This is a genomic window from Gemmatimonadaceae bacterium, assembly GCA_036273715.1.
In the GTDB taxonomy this organism is placed as follows: domain Bacteria; phylum Gemmatimonadota; class Gemmatimonadetes; order Gemmatimonadales; family Gemmatimonadaceae; genus JADGGM01.
Map to the genome: position 1 here is coordinate 1 of DASUHB010000005.1, position 18,150 is coordinate 18,150.

An 18,150-nucleotide genomic window follows, 5' to 3' on the forward strand; every position below is an offset into this window, starting at 1 on the left:
GGTCTCTTCCCACTGCTTGGTACAGCGCTTAGACCAGCGGCAGGTTTCGCAATGGGCGCATGGTTCCGGCGCCGTGCTGCGGCCGCTCGCGCCAACGAACGTTAGGAATCGCTCGCACGCCACATCGCAGTAGTGGACATAATCGTTTAGGCGAAAGCTGAAGGTGCTGCCGTCGCCGAGTATCACATGCGCTCGGGACGGCATCAGCTCCTGGGTGAGCGCGACGAGTCGGGAGTACAGGCAGAGCTGAACGACGTGCTTTGGTTTGGCCCTTCGTGCGAGTTTTGTGTCCGCGACTTCGTAGGAGTAGTTGCCGAGCGCCGAGGGCGTATCGACGCGGAATAGAAAGTCGGAGTAGCCGTGCCACGGGTGACTAACGAGGGCGCCCTGATAGATGACGTCGACACCCTGTCGCATGGCTTCCGCCGTAGCGGCCGCCATCGCATCGATCGAATCGAGTCGCGGGACTTCGCACAGTGATCGGCCCTCGGCGCGACGCTGCTCGAGAAACGAGCGTTCGTGATCGATGCCTTTGTTCTTGAGGAGGTCGAGGTAGGCATCGGCCTCATCGGGAGGTGGTGCCACGTCGCCCTGTAGCACGAGAAGGTCCAAGGCGGTGGAGTGCTGGCAGCCGAGGAAATTGAGGAGGTCTTTCGCTGAATAGAGGGGCGACGATTGGTAGATTTGCACGGCGCGAACCGAAGGCTATCCGCCTACGAAAGTCGCATGGGGATATGACAATAAGCGAGCACGCGCTTCGGGGGCTTGGCTCGCGAATGCGACCGGCCGAAGCGGCACGCCAGCGGATTGCGCGACTGTGCTGCGCGAGCGTTAGGCATATCCGTGGTGTCGCACTACTCCGTCAGCGTGTCTGGCGATCTCAAGCGCGCAGCGGCGGCCGATTGTAACGTGCGAGTCAAAGCAGCGCGAGCTGTCCCTCGTGCGGCACGGGAAACACGCCGATGATGACCCATGGATTCGGTGCGACAAAGTGAAACTGCTGTGTCGTTCCGAGAAAGAAGTGGAGATCCTTCGTTAAGAACTCTTCGAAGTACTTCTGCCGCACCTTGGCGAGAGCCCGCGGCTCATCGCCATCGACGGATCGCAGGCAGTTCCAGTAGAGCGCTCCAGCTTCCCAATCCAAGATTTGCAACTCACTTCGCCTTCCATCGGCGTCCTCAAACCTGTAGGAAAAGCTGTACGGCAGCTTGGCGATCACCTTGAACGTCTCTCGCCACGTGCTTTCATCGAAGAGGTCAACCTGCCGCGTTGCTTCGCGCATCTCCCGCAGCTTCGCCTCGTTCCACTCGCGATCTTCGGCTTCCCAGATGAAATCCAGTATGCGCGTGGGTTTGAATACGGCCAGCGAGATCTCGTTGGCTTTCGCACCGGCGATCAAATCTTCAAGGCGGGTGTACACACGCGCGGTCTCGAGCAAGATGCGGCGTCGCTCGCGCCAGTTGTCAGCCGTATCGATGTGACCAACGGGCTGCAACTCGGTTTGATCGACCGGTCGGAACGTCTCGGGACGCGGGTCCGACGGATTTCGCTTGAGCCGACACTCGACCCAATCGAACTTGCGGTACTGTTCTTCTTCGTTTAGGCGTCTAAACGGCACAGGGTAGATGCGAACCCAAGTACCGTCCTGGCGTACGCCCGCTGTGCAAACGGTCTCGCCGTACTTCCGTGAGAGCGTCGGATACGTCTTGACGGTTATGAGGATTCGCTGCTTCTCCACGCAGCCTCACGCACTGAGGTGACTGGCAGCCATACCAGCTCCAATTTCCTTCTCGACAGCCTCACCGACGCAGTGGCGATGGCATTGCTCCGGTAGGCGCTCGTAGCATGTAAGCGCCACTCGTTGGCCTTCCGAAATCCACGATGCGATTCGTTTGACCGCAGCGAGCTGGCTCGGCAGATAGTCTCGCTCGTACTCAGTAAACAGCGCGTCGTAGTCAGCCTGCGTTGCGAGGTTTCGTCGCTGCTCGGATGCGATACCGAGCTCGGGAAGATGCTCGTAACGAACGGCTACGCCTTCGCAGGCATTCGCGAGCGTGCGCTTCGCGAAGCCATACTTTCGACTGATCGGATTGCGACGAACGTCGCACAGGAGTGTCACGCCTGCGCCGATAAGCGCGTTCAGGTAACTCTCGATGGTTAGGCCTTCATAGCCGATAGTCGAGAGAGTGCCGGACTTCGGCAAAGCGGGACGGGCCGCCGCTATCCGTGCGAGTGCCTTCCTTTCCCCGTGGAGCACGCGATCCGCGATCTCGCTGCGAATGGCGTAGTATGGGAAGCGCCGATAAGTCTCGGCCACAAGCGCATCGCCACGCAGATGGCGATGCCGATCTGCAAACGTCGCCATCATCATATCTTGTGTCCCGCCGATTGTGCGCCTACCCTGGGGCGTGAGCTGCCACTGCTCGTCATCGGCTGCGAGCAAACCACGTTCGATCAGCTTGCGACGATCGGCGTACGATGTGAACGAGAACGCACCGAACCGGTAGGGGACGAATTGATACGTCCCCGCACCGTAGGGTTCCTGACAGTAGAGAAAGAGGAGCTTCTGAAAATCGAGGCGGCCGGCGGAGCCACCAAGCGCGTCAAGAAGCTCGAGCAGGCGGCGTTGCCGATCGAGCAGGTCCGGCGTGGCCATTCGAGCAGACTTCGGGTACGAGACGCTCATGAGTCGGCTCCCCTGCTGCGCGGTCGTCAATCAACCCTACTCGCCCTGGTGGAAATGACGGCTGACCAGGTTATCAGCAACCCCCTCTGACCCGAAGAAGTTTAAAACGTGGCGCCAAGAATGGAAGCGTCGATGTTGCGATCGTCAGGGCTAAGCGGCTACGTTAGGCGGTGCCAGTAAGGTGCTCCTAAGCAAAGGCTTTCGCCCAGGAGATCCCGGTGAGAGGCTCTGACCAGGGCGCCGGGAGGAAACGCAACTATGTCCGTCCCTGCCAGCGGCTCCGCGCACGTTAGGCGAAGTATTCGACTCACAAGAATCCTGCTGTTGGCGGCAGCGCCGTTGGTAGGCGCGGCGCTCACTTTCGCGTATGAAGCGGGGTTCATCGGTTGGTTCGGCGTGCCTTACACGTTCGTTCGAATCGACGCCACGACAAAATTGGTCGCGGCCACTGCGGCCGGTGCCCTTCTCGCCTCGGCCTTGAGCTACGCTAGGCTCATACCGATAATGACATGGCGACCAGTTTTCGCTGCGGTGTACTTGATTGTGCTGCCAGTGGTTCTCTTGCTGGGGGCCTTCGCTTCCGTAGCCACAGCCACCAACGCTAACAATTCACTGTCCAGAGCAACTTATGAGTCTCGATCGCCTTCAGAACGTTGTGCGCGGTTTGCCCTACAACCTCCGGGACCAGGTGATCGGCTACGCTCGGTCGGTCGATGCTGCGGCGCCGGACATTGCACGCGAAGCCGACATAGAGCTGTCACGCGACCTTCGTGATCGCCTCGTGTTCCTCGCGGGCGTTAGGAAATTCTACGCCATTTGCGCTTCGACTTACTGGGCCGTCGACAACGCCACCGCCTTCCTTGGGAGGCAGGACATCAGTTCAGTTCGCGTTGGGCGGACCGACTACTCGCGCGGTGGCGAAATACACGCCGGACTACGTGCTCTCTATAGAGACTTCGAGGCAATAGTAAGTCAGTACGATATGCAAGTAGCTGTAGACGGGTCCTTTTCTGACCTCCTCATTCTACTTGCGCATGAACGTTGATGCGATCGAGGCAACGCTGGCGTCTTTCGTCGCGCGCCATCGAACCACATTTGCGAGAATCGGAACGCGACAAAGCCAGATTCTAGAATTGGCGGCAATCATCGGGGTGAGCCAGCACTACGTCGCAACGGGTTTTGGCGTGCAGGTCGTCAATCCAAAAGGCAGCTCGAGCTTCATTGTTAAGTCAGCAACTCGAGGCCACCCAGCAGATTACTCGCGCATCGCATGCTCAAAGGGCGGCGATGCGATCGAACTGCATACCAACTTGATGGTGCAAGGAGCGCATGATGACGGTATCTATTGCGTCGATGTCGGCATCGCAGCTCCCGGGCGTGTTCCCGATCGCAAAGGCAAGGAGAAATGGGTTTCTTTAGCCAATAGCGATCTCCGATCCTTCGCGGAGGTGAAGAAGCTCGTTGTTTTTCCAATGCTGCTTGCGCAGTTTGTCGGAATCGTGCACGAGATTCGACCGGAGTTTCTCGTGCCGCCAACCCCGGCAAACTTTGGCGCCGGCAAACACCTTCCACCCACACTAATTTCACTCGGCCACTTTTCCGGGAACTCTAGGCACATTGTCGACAGCTTCCGACGAAGGGGATTTGGATTCCTCGTACGGCCCAACTTCGACATGCAGCTGGCCTGGTGCCGAAAAGACGACAATCGTTCACCGTTTTTCGGCTTGCCTGACGAATGGGATCCAGAGACGGCGAGCTAACGCAGCGAAAACGATATAGCCGAGAATGCCAGCATTGAGACTTCATTGAATACTCATAGCGATGAGGGCCAGGGACCGGTCCGCCCGGCGTCAACGGTTGATGGCATGAATGCGCGCGTGTCGTCGCCCGCGTCGACCGGTGGGGCCGGCACGACCTTCGAGCAACACGTCGGCGCCTACTGGCTAGCACAGCTTTTGGTCGGCGCTATCCCACCGATCTTGATCGATGCAACAGTCGCCGAGGTGTGTTTTCAGACGGCCCGGCTGGGCTGGCACACTGACGACTTTCTGGTTGTCTGTACGACCGGTGGCGCAGTGCGAAATCTCGTCGGACAGGTGAAGCGCGCACTAACAGTCAGCGCATCAGACGAGAGCTGCAGCCAGGTGGTGGTCAACTTTTGGAATGACTTTAAGGGCCCGCGTTTCTCGAAGGAATGCGACCGCCTAACGCTCGTCGTACTTCGCGGAACGAACACGCTGCTCGAACACTTCGCGGGCCTGCTCGATTGCGCGCGCGCCGCGCGTGATGGAGCGGAGTTCGAGCAACGACTCAACACAGCAGGATTCATCTCCGCCACAGCTGTACGCTACAGCGGCGAGCTGCAACAGATTGTCGGCGCCATCGAAAGAAAATCCTTCTCGGCGGCCGACATATGGCCCTTCCTGCGCGTCTTGCACGTGCTGAGCCTCGACCTTCACAGCTCAACGCGACAGACAGAAGCGCACATCAAGAGCATGCTCGCACTCGCAGCGAATGATGGCGACCCCCTCGCGAGCGCGGCCGTCTCTTGGAATGAGCTGGTCGGAGAGGCGAGCGTGGCTATGGCCACCGGCAGCAGCTTGCGCCGCGATGATCTGCCGGCGGCGATCCGTGAGCGGCATAGCGTTATCAATGCTGGCGAACGACGCGTGCTCCGCGCGCTCTCTGACCACACCGCACCCGTCCTGCGCGCTATTCGCTCCACGCTTGGTCCCGATTTGCATCTGGCGCGCGCAGCCCTTGTGCAGAAGGTACTCGACGCGCTCGAGAATGCTCAAGTCGTACTTGTAGCGGGGCCCGCGGGCAGCGGCAAATCCGCCGTCGGTAAGGATGCCGTTGGCGTGCTCGCCTTGAATCATTTCGTGTTTGGATTCCGCGTCGAGGAATTCGCGCAACCGCACGTGGACGCGACCCTCGCCGCCGCGCAGGTGCCCGCGAACTGGGAAAAACTTCGTGCTATTCTCGGTGCGCAGACTCGCAAAGTTGTTCTAGTCGAAAGCGTCGAGCGCCTTCTCGAGAAGACAACACGAGATGCGTTCACCGATCTTCTGACACTTGCTGCGGACGACGATGCATTGCGCATCGTGCTAACGTGCCGTGACTACTCGGTCGAGCAAGTGCGCGCGAGCTTCCTGCAGCCGCATCGCATCAAGCACATGGCTATTCAGGTGCCGCCGCTGCAGGACGACGAACTCAGCGAGGTGCAGGAAGCGTATCCGGTGCTCGCCACTCCTCTTACGCACCCGGCACTTCGGGACATTCTGCGCAACCCTTTTGTCCTCGACAAGGCACTCGGAATACCCTGGTCCTCCGAACAATCCCTTCCGCAAAATGAGCGTGAATTCCGAGCGCTCTTCTGGCGTGAGATTGTGCGTGGCGGCCAGCGTGTTGCGCCTGCCCTGGGACGGCAACGCGAGGGGGCGCTCGAGATCATTGCGGTGCGGCGCGCACGAGCGCTCTCCGCTCACATTCCCGTGAGCGACCTCGATGCCGTCGTAGTTGAGTCGCTGCGCGGAGACTCGCTCATCGTTTCACCAGACGACAACCCCTTGGTCGTGGCGACGGCCCACGATGTACTCGAAGACTGGGCGATCCTGCAGTGGCTAGACGAAAAGCATCTTTCCCAAGCGGCATTCAAGACGTTGTCCGACGCTATCGGAATGCATCCGGCCGTGAGGCGATCGTATCGCAAGTGGGTGGCCGAACTTGTGGAGCGCGATTCGGCGGCTGCGGATCGGCTGTTTCGGGCTGGCCTCTCGGAATCCGAAATCAGCGCGCAATTCCGTGACGACACGCTAGTATCGTTGCTCAAGGCGCCCTCATCTCCCGATTTCCTTGCGCGGCACGAGGGCCAACTGCTCGCGAACGACCGAGTGCTGTTGAAGCGAGTTGTTCAGCTCTTGCGCGTCGCGTGCATGAAGAGCCGCGAGTGGCTAACGGGCCTGATCGAAGGGGGATCGATTGTCAATGTGCCAGACGGCTCCGCATGGCCAGCGGTACTGCGGATCGTTCATCGGAATCTCGCGGCCTTTACGGATAACGAACGAGCACTGCTGCTCGGGCTTGAGGAGGACGCAGTACGCGGCGTGAGTTGGTGGGCGCCAGACCTCGAGGGCGCCGAAGATGTCGCTGGAATCGCGCACTGGCTCCTCGACGCTCTACGCGACTACGGCGGCCAGGAACCGCGCGAGCGCGTCCTTAGCGTCATTGCAAAAATCCCCTACGCAGACGGCGCGCGCTTCGAGGCCGAGTTGCGGGGGCATCCCGAAGCAAGAGGACGCGTCGATATGGTCGCTAGAGACTTCCAAGACCTGATATATGGCGGCACCGACGGCATGCCTGCAGCACGTGATCTGCCCGACGTCATCGTCTCCATCGGCAGAGAATACCTTCTCGCATCGAAGGAAGATATCGACGATGTGCGACGGTACGCGGGCATGTCTCCGGATGTGGACTTGTATTTTGGGATCAAAGAGGAAAGACACGACTCATTCCCACCTAGTGGAATCCGCGGACCATGGCTCCCCTTGTTGCGGTTTCACAGCGAGAAGGCACTCCAGTTCTACATTCAAGTTTTCAGCCATAGTGCCGATTGGTACGCGCACCCACGCCTGCACGACAGGCTCGAAATGGCATGGGAAGTCGAACTCGCCTTCGCCGATGGCGCCACGCAAATGCAGTGGACCAATGCTCGACTCTGGGGCCTTTATCGCGGAATGACAGTCGGACCCTATGTACTCCAGTCGATGCTGATGGCGCTCGAGACGTGGCTGCTCGAGATTGGAAAGCAACAGCCCGCGAGGTTAGACGGGATTCTAATTGGCATCCTTCGCCACAGCGACAACGCCGCGCTGACCGCCGTGGTTTCAAGCGTGGCAATAGCGTACCCGCACGCCGCCGGCGAGACGTTGCTAGTTCTACTCAGCGTCCGCGACTACATCGATCTCGATCGCAATCGCATGGCGAGAGAACGTCACACGTCAGCCCTGTCGTATTTGCCAACTCTGCAGACAGACCATCTAGCCTACGACATAGAGCGGAAGCAGGCGAACGACTTGCCCCACCGCCAGCACGACCTAGAAGTCGCTATAGTTAGCCTTCAGTTGGGATCTTTCGCTCCGCGTGTCCAAGCCCTGCTCGACGAGCATCTTGCGGCGTTGCCGCCGAAGGAAGAGCAGGACGAACACGATCGTGTGTGGCGCCTGGCACTCCATCGCATGGATTTGCGACAATACACACTTTTGGACACGCCTGTACTTCCTCAAGGCGATTTCAAACCTGTCGCTCAGCCACGACGCTACGTTAGCCTCGATCCAAAGCCGCCCGAACGAGACCTCCAAGCAATAATCGATGAAAGGGCCGAGCAGTCGGCGAACATGAACGCGCGGCTTGGCGTGCTAATGTGGGGTATTAAAGCATTTGACCGCGAGGCAGGAGAATACGATCCAGCATCGTGGTCGTCGAAGCTTGCCGCAGCACAGACGATGGACCGCGAAGGCGGTGAGGAAGACGGTAGCCGTGACGCTCCGGGCTTTGTTGCAGCAGTCTGCATTCGAGATCGATGGGACGAGATGACGACTCCACAGCGAGACTGGTGCGTCGATACCGCGTGTGCGGAAATCATGTATGACGCCGACGGCACTGCTCGCATGACGCGCATCCAGAGCGACCTTTTCGCGGCCAACCGGGCCTGCGCTAACGTGCTGGCAGCGTTGCTTCACAAGGTGCTCGATCCAATACGCACTGAACAGGTAAGAACAGCATTTGTCGTTGCACTAACGCATCCCGTGGAGCAAGTGCAGCTGTCGGCGACACACAGCATCGATGACACCGTTTGGTCGTCCGACCGCGGCCTCGCACTGCGGTGTGTCAATGCGCTTGCGGCCGAAGCCAACATCGTCGTCAAGGCTCAAGAGGCAGAACAAGAGCATCCGTATGACGAGCGACGCAATCGGGACGAAATCATGGCGGAAGCAACGGCGGAAATCCGCGCGCGGTTTTGGAAGGGCACTGGTATTGCTAATGATGCACATGTCACGCTCAACATCTACGACGGGTTCGGTGCGTATGCGCTGAATCGTATGCTGATGATCCTTGGGCGCGTGCCGCTAGATCCGCTCGCGATTGAAGCGTTTGCGCGCGCGAGCAATACGCTTGCAAGCTGGTGGACAGCCGACGATACTCGTCATAGCCAAGGCAACAGGAATTTCCGTATAGAGGGGAACGTGTCTCGACGCGTTCAGGAATTCTTGCTGCGCACATCACCGGAAGCAGCAAGGAAAGTACTCGCGCCTCTGCTTACGACCGTCGAGCGCCATTCGCACGAGCTGCAGTCCCTGCTGCAGGGATTGACCGCAATCCAAGACACCAACCCGAACACGGCACAGTATTGGTTCGTGTGGGAGACGATTGCGGACGCAGTCAAGCGCTCTAGTTGGGTTTCTCGTTTGCGGACGGATAGGAACCCACACGAGACCGAGTTGCTGTCGGCCGTTTTTCTAAACCTGGATTGGAAAGACAACGTCCGTCATTGGCGTTTTCTCGACGGCTACGCGCACCTTGTGCACGCGCTTTTCTCGTGCCTGTCGCCATCGTCCGCCGTTCTCGATGTCTATGCGCGATTTCTCTATCACATCGGAGACCGGTCGCTGCCCGACGCTTTAATTCACGTCGCCGATGCCCTACGGCTCGGAAGCACTGCAGAGATGCTCGCTAAGCCTAACACTGTCTTTCTTCTGGAGGTGTTGCTGCAACGCTACGTCTACGGGCGGCCGCTCGAACTCAAGCGCAACGAACGCCTCCGTGACTCCGTTCTGTTTATCCTCGACTGTCTTGTCGAATCCGGATCGTCGGCCGCGTTTCGCATGCGTGACGATTTTGTCACACCGATGTCCGCTTGACTGCAAGGGACGTAGTAGCTAGGTAGTCGACAAGTTCCTGCCAAGTGACGACACCCGGAGCCCCGAAAAACGCATCCGTGCCCAGTATTCGTTCCGCATCACTCGAAGAAAAGCGCCGAAAGAGAGGATAGTCGAGACGCGCTGGCTTCTCTTCAAGCTCCAAGCAGTAGTAGAGCGATCCGCCAGTGCTTGGGTAGGACAACGCCTGCAATTGTTCTGCAGAAAATAATCGCGGGATGCCCTTTATCTGACAGAGCGTCGCTTCACCGACCGATTGTCCGTAGAGTATCAGCAACTCGGCGGAAAGCTCTCGCGACGTGAGACCAACCGCACCGCGTCGCGAATCCGCGCGCAGGTTGTACAGACGGTGTTCCTCAATCCACCGCAAGTGAGCTCGGCTCTTCACGTACCCCAGCAACACCAGGGCGTCAGCGGGCGGTTGCTTAAGAAAGGTGGCAGCTGGAACCGATGCCGCTGCCAAAGAATCTATTCCGAAGGACTTCTCATTCCAAAAACGCGAACGTTCGTATTGCGTGGTTTGAGAAGCCACGTGAGCTATAGTGTTGTTCAGAAATGCTTCGATGGCGCTGATTCCCGCGGCAGGTCCTTCTTCAGTTGGCTCCAGCCCGAAGGCGCCGAGCCCTGGCAACAATTCGTGGTACTCCAAGCACTTCTCGCTGTCGCTCCCCGGATAGAGAACGTACGCGCCCGCTGATCGACGGATCGCATCGCGGTATGCATGCATCTTCATCAGATCGTCGCGCTTCGCGCCCACCTCAAGTGCGGCACGCGATGCGTCACGAAGCTCATCGTCGGCGTTCGTTGCTTCAGGCCCAAGTATTTCGAACAGGCTTTCAACGCGATACTTCGCGTCGAAATGCAACCAAACCTCGGGCATATCGACGTAGACACCACTGGTCGGCGTTAGGCGCACAGAACAGTCTGGGCGCATCGGCCGCGCCCATGAGGTACCAGGATGGCGACCAGTAGAAAATGTGCGATTGAACCACAGTTCGACCTCAACAAGTCGGCCGAGGCGATCAACCTTGCCCTTTAACACGCACTGCATTCCTCGCATGAGGCCGATGCTCAAGCCCGATTCGTCTTTGCGGAGCAAGTCAGTGAAGTCAAAGGACTGGCCGCAGATACGTGCTAGCGCAGTCGCAAGCTGAAGGAAGGTCCAATATTCAAAAAGAGTGGCGACGTTTCTCTGACCCGCGCCGAAAACCGCTTCCCCGCCTGGCCAGCTCAGTTTTGCCGCGAACTCCGAAGACAAGTACGCACAATAAATGTCGCGATATCCTTGTCGCTGCTGAAGAATTGTGCTAGCGGCGGGAAATTGATCTAACTCTCCGATCTCGCGAAACACGTCGTGCGCCAAAAGCTCGTCGAGCTCGGATAGCATTGCGGTTACTTGAACGTCGCCCCGCGAGACCGGATTGCTCGGCGGCAAACGGTGCAATGCGCTTTCGACTCGGACAACCTGCGCACGCCAGTTCTCAAGCGCAAACTTGACGAAGCGATTCGGCTGATTGTCGAGCGATTCATGCGCGACTGAAACTGGGATCCGCGTGGGCGAAGACCGCGTTGCATCCCTTACTACGCCAAGCCCATTTGCATCTGTGCCTCTCCAACCTGCAGCGACTAACCGACGAACGAGCTTAGAGCTTCCTTTGATTCCTCTCGCAGGATTACGCCATTCCTCTTGCTCATCCCATTGCGTATACGGGCGAGTTAGCACGAGACGAACGGCAGCACGAAATGCTTCGTCAGCGAGTAGGCTTTTGAGAAAGCAGAACTTCTGGTAGAGCGTGCGCGCATCCGCTTCCTCCTCCACCTGGAAGTGATGCTCTGACGGCGCGAATCGCTCCATAACAACTTCGGACATCTGCGCTGCGATATCGCGCATCATCCATTGGTATTGCCGCAGGTAGTCAAGCTTCCTCGAGCGAACTTCGAGGCTAAGGTGCCCAGCGACTCGCGCCTCGCGAAAAACAGTTATTGGAAGTAGTCCGGTGGCCAAACCGCTCCGTATTCGGCCGGTTCTTCCGGATCGGTCATCTGGCAGGAAGATCTCGGGGCGATCGGTAGTGTAGTGTCCAGAATCGCTGGGTGTGATCGAGAACCGGTATTCTGTGCTCTCGAGGAGCTGAATCGGCGCCAGGGTAGTATCTCTATCAACCTGCCGCCGCAAATCGAGCAGCGCGAACGCCTCGTTCGGTGTGTTGGGTAGAAGTTCAATCGTCAGGCTAATGCCGGTTTCCCTCCCGTCTTCGACAAGGGACAGAGTTGCCTCAGCGACTGCCCCGTCGATCATTCCGAAAAACTCGCGAATTGATTGGCTCGCAGGTTTCGGATCATACGCCGGACCTTGTCGAACGACACGGGCAAAGCGACGGATAGAGGAAGCGAGCCAAGCGGGTCAAAAGTATCACTCGCAGACTGCGTGTTAGGCAAGAAGTCTTCTGGTGCCACACAATACCGAGCTAGGGCCGTGAGAGTAGGTTCCAGCCGTCTCCTAGAACCATGGAGTTTAGGCATAATCTTTTGCATCACCACCAAGTCAAGCGCAGTTCTCCAATTCGGTTCACCGGCGCTCGCCAACATGGCTGCGAAGCGCACTATTTCCTGAACAACGCGATGGCCGAACTCGAAGCCACCTTCGACAAGCAGTTCGTGCAGGGAGCGTAAACAGCGGACGAACTCTTCGCGATTGGGCGATTGGTGCTCTGACTGCCAGTCGCTGTCACGAGCTACTTGTAGAAAGCCTCTGACGAGTGCGTCGTCACCGGCTTCTCCTGCCAGTGGTCTATGCGCATCGAAACGAAGCGCTGACGTCGGCACTCTGAATTCGATTGTATTCGCACGGTCGAGGACCTTTGGCGAGAACATGTACGTCGTCTCATCGACGTTCACAGTGCCGACAACGAAAAGGTTGTCCGGAAACCGAATCCTGTTGGGCTCATCCTCAATCAGGCGCCACAGGCCGCTTTCCAGCTCAAGATTTGGTAAGCACGGTTCGCCTGATTCCATTCCAGATAGCACATCCGCGAAGTATCGCTCGACGTGTGCAAGGTTCATCTCATCCAGAATCAAAACGTACGGGTTCGTCGGATCGCCAGCAGCCGTCAGCATGAACTCGAGCGCTTCCGGAACGCACCATGCGCGCCGTCCCTCCACAACTGGGAGAAGAGCGTCTTCATAGCCGAGAAGGGCCTCTGGGCCTGTCCAATCTGGGCGCACTGGGACTACGCGATACCGATCGTCACCGCACCATTGCCCAAAGTGAAGTGCGATCTGCGTCTTTCCGGACCCCGAAAGGCCCGTCAGAATGAGGAGCCGCTTGGCGGCCAAGCTCACGACAAATGCGCGCGTGAATTGAACATGCTGCGGGCTGAAATCGACGTGGCTCCTGGTTAGGCACGCAGCGAACGCGCTGACGACAGCGGAAAGATCCGCGACAGGTGAAGAGCTGGCGCCTGTTCGCTCTTGGTCGGCAATCAGGTCATCGATCGCTTCTGCCTGTAATTGTGTGAGTAGGAAGTTCGTGCCCTGCGGTGCGCGAAGGATCGTCAGCTCAAGAAGCGACGGTACATTCGCCAGTTCTCGTTTCAGCAATGGATGTGAGAGTCGGCTCACGACCCGGAGCGGCGCCAGTAGCTGTGGCTCTGTTAGGCCAAGCCCTTCTTTCACGAATCTCGCGGTGGGCCCATCAAGTGTTCCAATCGCAGGCCTGCCCTCGACCGCCGCGACGCCGACAATTCCGGCTTCCGGCCCAGACTGCCAAAGGTAAACCTTGTCGCCTTCGGCGATTTCATCAGCGTGTTGTCGAACCGTGAAGCCGAAAGAGGAAAGTTCAGCCAGGGCACTCTGCACATCCCACTTGTCCGGATTGCTTTGAAAGATCCAACTACGGATTGTTGGTGAAGGAGTACGGCCGCGCTCGGGTCGTTCGAGATAGTCATCATAGGCGACGAGGACCGCCTCAAGGTCGGCGACGAGCGTGTCATCACTCGGCACATGCGCGGCTTCGTAGTACTTGTATGCGATCGTTGATACTTCGTAGTCCGCGCCGACACCGCTCGCAGCGGCCAGATCGATTCTGTCGTCAAGGCGAAAGCCCGAGTTGCCGAGCGATTCGCACCTGCTTCTTATGTCAGCGATGGTCGCCTTCAGCAACTTTCGCCCTTCTGTTTTTCCAAGGCGCTTAAACGGACGCGTTACCCCCTGGTTGAAGGTGAGGTAGAATCCGGACATGTCCTGGCGAAACAGGTACACCGGGTAAACTCCATGCTGCGTTGTATCAGTCTCTCTCCGATCCAATAGGGCTATCCAGGGAACGTTAGTCCAATTCCCTTGGCCGACGGACCATTTGACGGTCAGTGTTGGGCGACGTTTAATCGAACCTGTCGCCTTCAAGTCATCCTGAATACGGCGGAATAGCTCTGTGATCGGATGGCTGCCCGAAAACGCATCTGCGGTCCGAGCACTACGATACCCTGCCAGAATCGCTTCGAAAGAGGTTTGCAGTCCCGTGGTGACTCCGAAGTCTGAAGTCATATGATCCGTTAGGCCAGTACAAGGGAGAACGAAGAGTAAGGTCTCCAAACGACATGCTCTGAGGCGGCACGAGAGAGCAGCCAACTATGAGTTCGCCGTTGTTGGAACATAAAGCGTCGCCTCAAACTCAGATCGCATCGCCAATATGTCGTTAGGACTTCCGTGCGAAAAGGGCCGCGCCGAGTTTCTTCGCGAACTTGCCAGGAATCCGCACGGCGAGTTGTACGTACAGGCGGTGTGTCGGAGGGTAATCTCTTAGCTTCTCTCGATTTCGGCGGCAAGGGTCTTGAGGTACGCGCTCTTCTCCCTCGCCAGCTTCGCCAATACAGCCTGCCAGCCGAGCGGCGGCGATCGATAACTGGGATTGGTTGGATCGAGGCGCGCCTGACGCACCAGCTGAACGGATACACGAGCCGCGCGCGCAATCTCTGCGTGGTTTGCGCAACCGGCTAGGCGGTCAGTCGCTTGCTTGAACGTCATCGCAATGTATTGTATATGCCTGCATTGACATCATCGGATGTCTATTATAATATATACACGGCCTGCCGAGACGAATGGTGCTCAGTTTAACAATCAGCGCGTAACGATTTTACAAGGAGGCTCCGTGGCTTTCACATACACTCAGGTACGCATTCGGCGCAGCTCGCCCGACGATTTCGCGCCCTTCGAAGTACGCCGATACGGTCGCCACTGGGAGGTGCGAGATCCGGCCGGAGAGGTCGTCTGCCTAACGGTTTATCGCCGCGGCGCGGCGGAAGTAATAAGGCGCCTAAAACTTAGCACTGGTGATCAGCGCCCGCAGTAGGAATCAAGTAGGAATCAGCGCCGCTCGAAGAGCGATCGTTGATTAATGTCACCACGCCGCCCTCCGGCACGCGAACTCTAGCCGGTTCGATCGCTCGGCCTGTCCCAGTGCTCGACGGCCCTAAACGTCGGGCCTAACGTTGTTGAGACTGAGGAGGCGTCCTCAACATCCAATCTCTAGTTCGATTCGAGCGAGTGCCTAATAGTGCTGCGAGGAAAGGCAGAAAAATTGGAGTGGAGGAGTGCCGCAACTGACAATGCTCGTCCCCAAACATCGGTCAGTGAATGTGCGCTATAGGACTGTGGCGGTCTTAAGTCTTGGCCTAACAGATGAGAGAGTTGCGACAGTGAAACTGGAGCTTCATACGGTACAGGGTCCCGTAATCTCAGGGCGAAGACATGGGATCGGTTACCAGCATAACGGTCAAAGTCTTGCCGGGAGCAACACAACTCGCTCTCAAACGCGCGCCAAATCTTGTCTGGTGATCCTTGCACTACGTCAGCAATCTTCACGGTTCCAAGTAAGCATCCGGAGCCACCAGCTGCGTAGACGCTCGCGCTTCGCCCAATCCATCGGCTTGTGAATCGTCGGCGCACTTCAACTGTCTTGTGCCCTTTCATTATCGACTCGGCATGATTTCGATGCACGGAGAGTACTATGCCGTCGTTGATCTGAAAGCCAGCAATAGCGGCGCCTGTTAAGAGCATTGGGAGCCGATCGACTATTCGACTCCACATTTTGGGAAAGCTCACGGAACAACGAAGTTCTTGGTCGAACAGTCGATACTGAATAGATGATATCTCTACCGACTCAAACCCAAATGAGCGGAAGAAACCCTTTTCTCGCTCCCAAAGACTCTCTGGAAGTGTGAAATGAACTTCCTTTGAAAGATGTCGAACCTCCGCGGCCATCAGGCAGAACATTAGCTGGCCAAGCTTGTTTCCTTGGAATCCTTCACTAATGCTCAAATGGCAGAACTTTGATTTCTCTCCTTGTTTCAGCACAGCAGCAAGTACAGGAGCCTCTCCCTGAAATCCGAGGTATCCAATGCGCCGGCCTGTTTTAAGATCAGGCACTACCTTGTCATTGAACCAGCGTCTTATGGATGGATAGTATGACTCATGATTATCGAGCCAATTTGAGAGCGTCATCAACGCATCGCTACCGCGATGAGCATCGCTTGAACCAATGCGCTTGATGTGCACGGACGATGTCGGAAATAGATCCAGCATATTCTCTTCCCGAATGCGTTCGCCTAATTACTTGCCCTGTTGGACAAGTTTTGGTCTGGACTTCCATTTCGCAAAGAACTTGGACAACTGCAGATCTTGATCGTTGTATGGATCCTTCTTCTTTGATACGGACCGCGCGGGATTTTTCCTCTCTTTCTTCGCTTCCTCAGACATTCGAAAGAACTGAAGGCGCGCTAAGATTTCCCCGTCTCTCAAATTCACATCTACATCATGACCACGCACTTCAAACACCAGCGGAGTTCCAAGCTGACCGTCCTCTCTGTCTTGCCCAAAGAATGGATGAGCGAATCCAGCGTAATGAATTCTCATTTCGCCGATCTCTTCATCGATCGCCCTCGCGTATACAGCAATTCCAGCCGGGAGACGAAGCCTCTCTTTTGATCGAAGTATATAAAAACTGCCCTTCTGAATTTTCAGTCTTCGTTGTTGGTTAGCGCCGACAAGTTCCCACCACTTACCCGGGTTGAGCTCACCGTTCCCTCCCGACCACAATCGGATTGGCGCACCAAACCTATTCGGAGACGTCGCTCGAAAGCCGCAGCCGGGAACGCCGACTATGTCGACTGGGGCCAAGTTAACACTCAGATGGTGGTCCTTGGCTAACTGTGTCAAACACGTTCGAGAAATCTCGTGACCTTTTAACTCACAATCGGCAGGATCTCCATAAAAAAGCCTCAACTGATTTAATGCTATGCCGGCCTTAACTACGACCGGGAAGGTAATGGGCGTTACCTCCACAAACATGCTCGTAGACCCTTCCCCAAGTTCCTCTGGATCAAAGCCTTCGTATCGCCTAGTTCCATCAACTATGAGGCGAACCAAAACATCAAGCCTTCCGATTGAGCTCTTAGCCGTCGCCCGACCCCAAATAGACTTTGTGCATTTCGCTTCGATGGATTCTTTGAGTCGAAACAGATAGGTTCTCCGCGGACGCAATAAGAAATGGCCGTTTTGGTCAGCGACTAGTGGGTTCAGTAGTCGATCGCTAGTAATCTGCCCGAAATAGTCACTTCCGAAGGGCTTGACGGAGCCGCCCTTCAGCTCAAAGGCATCGCTCGACAAGTGTAAATCCAGTGCCGAATGATCAAATCCGCCGCTACTAGCATGTTTGATGAATCCGGCTTTATGGACTGCCTTAAGTTGCCGTTTTGAGAGAACGCCAGGTACCCAGGAATCCCAAACCTCAGGCACTCAACCCTCCTCTGTTTCGGTCGCTAAAGGACCTAGAGAAATTCGGGCAGGTGCGAGGTTTACGCCTTGCCCGAACATAAGCCGAAGTGCTGCTGTTTTCAACTCCCATGAGCGTGCTCATGTTTTGTAGTTCGAATCGAACGTGATTCCGAGAACAGAAATTCATCGAATTCACTGATGAGCTTGTTCTTTTTTGGCGGGATTCATGGCGCGGGAAAATCCACCCTTTGCGAAGCGCTAAAGGGTCCGCTAGACGCCGTTCATCTGAGGGCAAGCGACCTGATAGGCTATGTCGCGGAGCCAGGTGACCTCATGCGTAAAGCCGTCGTGGATGTCGGCGCGAACCAAGAACTAGCGCTGTCTGCGCTGACGCCGTACTTGACTTCCTCGCTGACGATTTTGCTTGACGGCCACTATTGTCTAGTTCGCAGAGATGCGAGCATCGTCAATGTACCACTGGACGTGTTCACAAGTATACGGCCATTGGGACTAGTGTTGGTGGAGGCGCCAACCTTCCTAGTTAAGCAACGTCTCGAGCGGCGAGAAGGTAGCTCTGAATACCAAATTGAGTTTCTCACACGTCTTACCCAGGTGGAGCGACAGCAGGCTGAATTCGTAAGCTCGTCTCTAAATGTGCCGCTCAAGATTTGGCGACATGGAATGCGAAAAAGCAGCGTCCTGACGTTCGCTCGACGTCTATTGGTAAATGCGTGACGCTCGCTCGACGTCCACTAG

General features: G+C 57.0%; 9 protein-coding genes. 3 read left to right on the top strand and 6 right to left on the bottom strand.

Annotation, left to right across the window (positions count from 1 at the left end; all coding sequences use genetic code 11):
• The 3 genes from VFW04_00615 to VFW04_00625 form a co-directional block, all read right to left on the bottom strand.
• The coding region (locus VFW04_00615; protein ID HEX5177803.1) for a TM0106 family RecB-like putative nuclease at window positions 1-690 on the bottom strand (690 nt) is incomplete at its 3' end.
• Window positions 691-916: 226 nt separating this feature from the next.
• Window positions 917-1,738: a hypothetical protein gene (locus VFW04_00620; GenBank protein HEX5177804.1), complete on the bottom strand. Its 822-nt coding sequence runs from the start codon at window positions 1,736-1,738 to the stop codon at window positions 917-919.
• Window positions 1,739-1,744: 6 nt separating this feature from the next.
• Entirely contained in the window at window positions 1,745-2,686 is a 942-nt protein-coding gene (locus tag VFW04_00625) for a DUF488 family protein (GenBank protein ID HEX5177805.1), read from the bottom strand.
• A gap of 1,034 nt (window positions 2,687-3,720) precedes the next feature.
• Here VFW04_00625 and VFW04_00630 point away from each other — a divergent pair.
• Entirely contained in the window at window positions 3,721-4,446 is a 726-nt protein-coding gene (locus VFW04_00630; protein HEX5177806.1) for a hypothetical protein, read from the top strand.
• 105 nt (window positions 4,447-4,551) lie between these two features.
• Window positions 4,552-9,606 (top strand): hypothetical protein, encoded by a 5,055-nt coding sequence (locus VFW04_00635; GenBank protein HEX5177807.1) that lies wholly within the window; start codon window positions 4,552-4,554, stop codon window positions 9,604-9,606.
• Here the strand turns inward: VFW04_00635 and VFW04_00640 are convergent.
• From VFW04_00640 to VFW04_00650, 3 genes are all read right to left on the bottom strand, one after another.
• Window positions 9,587-11,923, bottom strand: coding sequence for a DUF2357 domain-containing protein (locus VFW04_00640; protein HEX5177808.1), 2,337 nt, complete (start codon window positions 11,921-11,923; stop codon window positions 9,587-9,589). The genes VFW04_00635 and VFW04_00640 overlap by 20 nt on opposite strands.
• Window positions 11,920-14,166 (bottom strand): DUF3578 domain-containing protein, encoded by a 2,247-nt coding sequence (locus VFW04_00645; protein HEX5177809.1) that lies wholly within the window; start codon window positions 14,164-14,166, stop codon window positions 11,920-11,922. The genes VFW04_00640 and VFW04_00645 overlap by 4 nt, the downstream gene beginning before the upstream one ends.
• Window positions 14,167-16,230: 2,064 nt before the next feature.
• Window positions 16,231-17,415 carry a 2'-deoxycytidine 5'-triphosphate deaminase gene (locus VFW04_00650; GenBank protein HEX5177810.1) on the bottom strand — a complete coding sequence of 395 codons (1,185 nt, stop codon included), beginning with the start codon at window positions 17,413-17,415 and terminating at the stop codon, window positions 16,231-16,233.
• A gap of 177 nt (window positions 17,416-17,592) precedes the next feature.
• Here VFW04_00650 and VFW04_00655 point away from each other — a divergent pair, with 177 nt between their 5' ends.
• Window positions 17,593-18,129 (top strand): ATP-binding protein, encoded by a 537-nt coding sequence (locus VFW04_00655; protein HEX5177811.1) that lies wholly within the window; start codon window positions 17,593-17,595, stop codon window positions 18,127-18,129.
• The last annotated feature ends 21 nt before the right edge of the window (window positions 18,130-18,150 follow it).

Coding starts and splice junctions, on each gene's coding strand:
- VFW04_00625 (HEX5177805.1), bottom strand. CDS start 2,686: ATGAGCGTCTCGTACCCGAAGTCTGCTCGAATGGCCACGCCGGACCTG.
- VFW04_00630 (HEX5177806.1), top strand. CDS start 3,721: ATGAACGTTGATGCGATCGAGGCAACGCTGGCGTCTTTCGTCGCGCGC.
- VFW04_00635 (HEX5177807.1), top strand. CDS start 4,552: ATGAATGCGCGCGTGTCGTCGCCCGCGTCGACCGGTGGGGCCGGCACG.
- VFW04_00640 (HEX5177808.1), bottom strand. CDS start 11,923: ATGATCGACGGGGCAGTCGCTGAGGCAACTCTGTCCCTTGTCGAAGAC.
- VFW04_00645 (HEX5177809.1), bottom strand. CDS start 14,166: ATGACTTCAGACTTCGGAGTCACCACGGGACTGCAAACCTCTTTCGAA.
- VFW04_00655 (HEX5177811.1), top strand. CDS start 17,593: ATGAGCTTGTTCTTTTTTGGCGGGATTCATGGCGCGGGAAAATCCACC.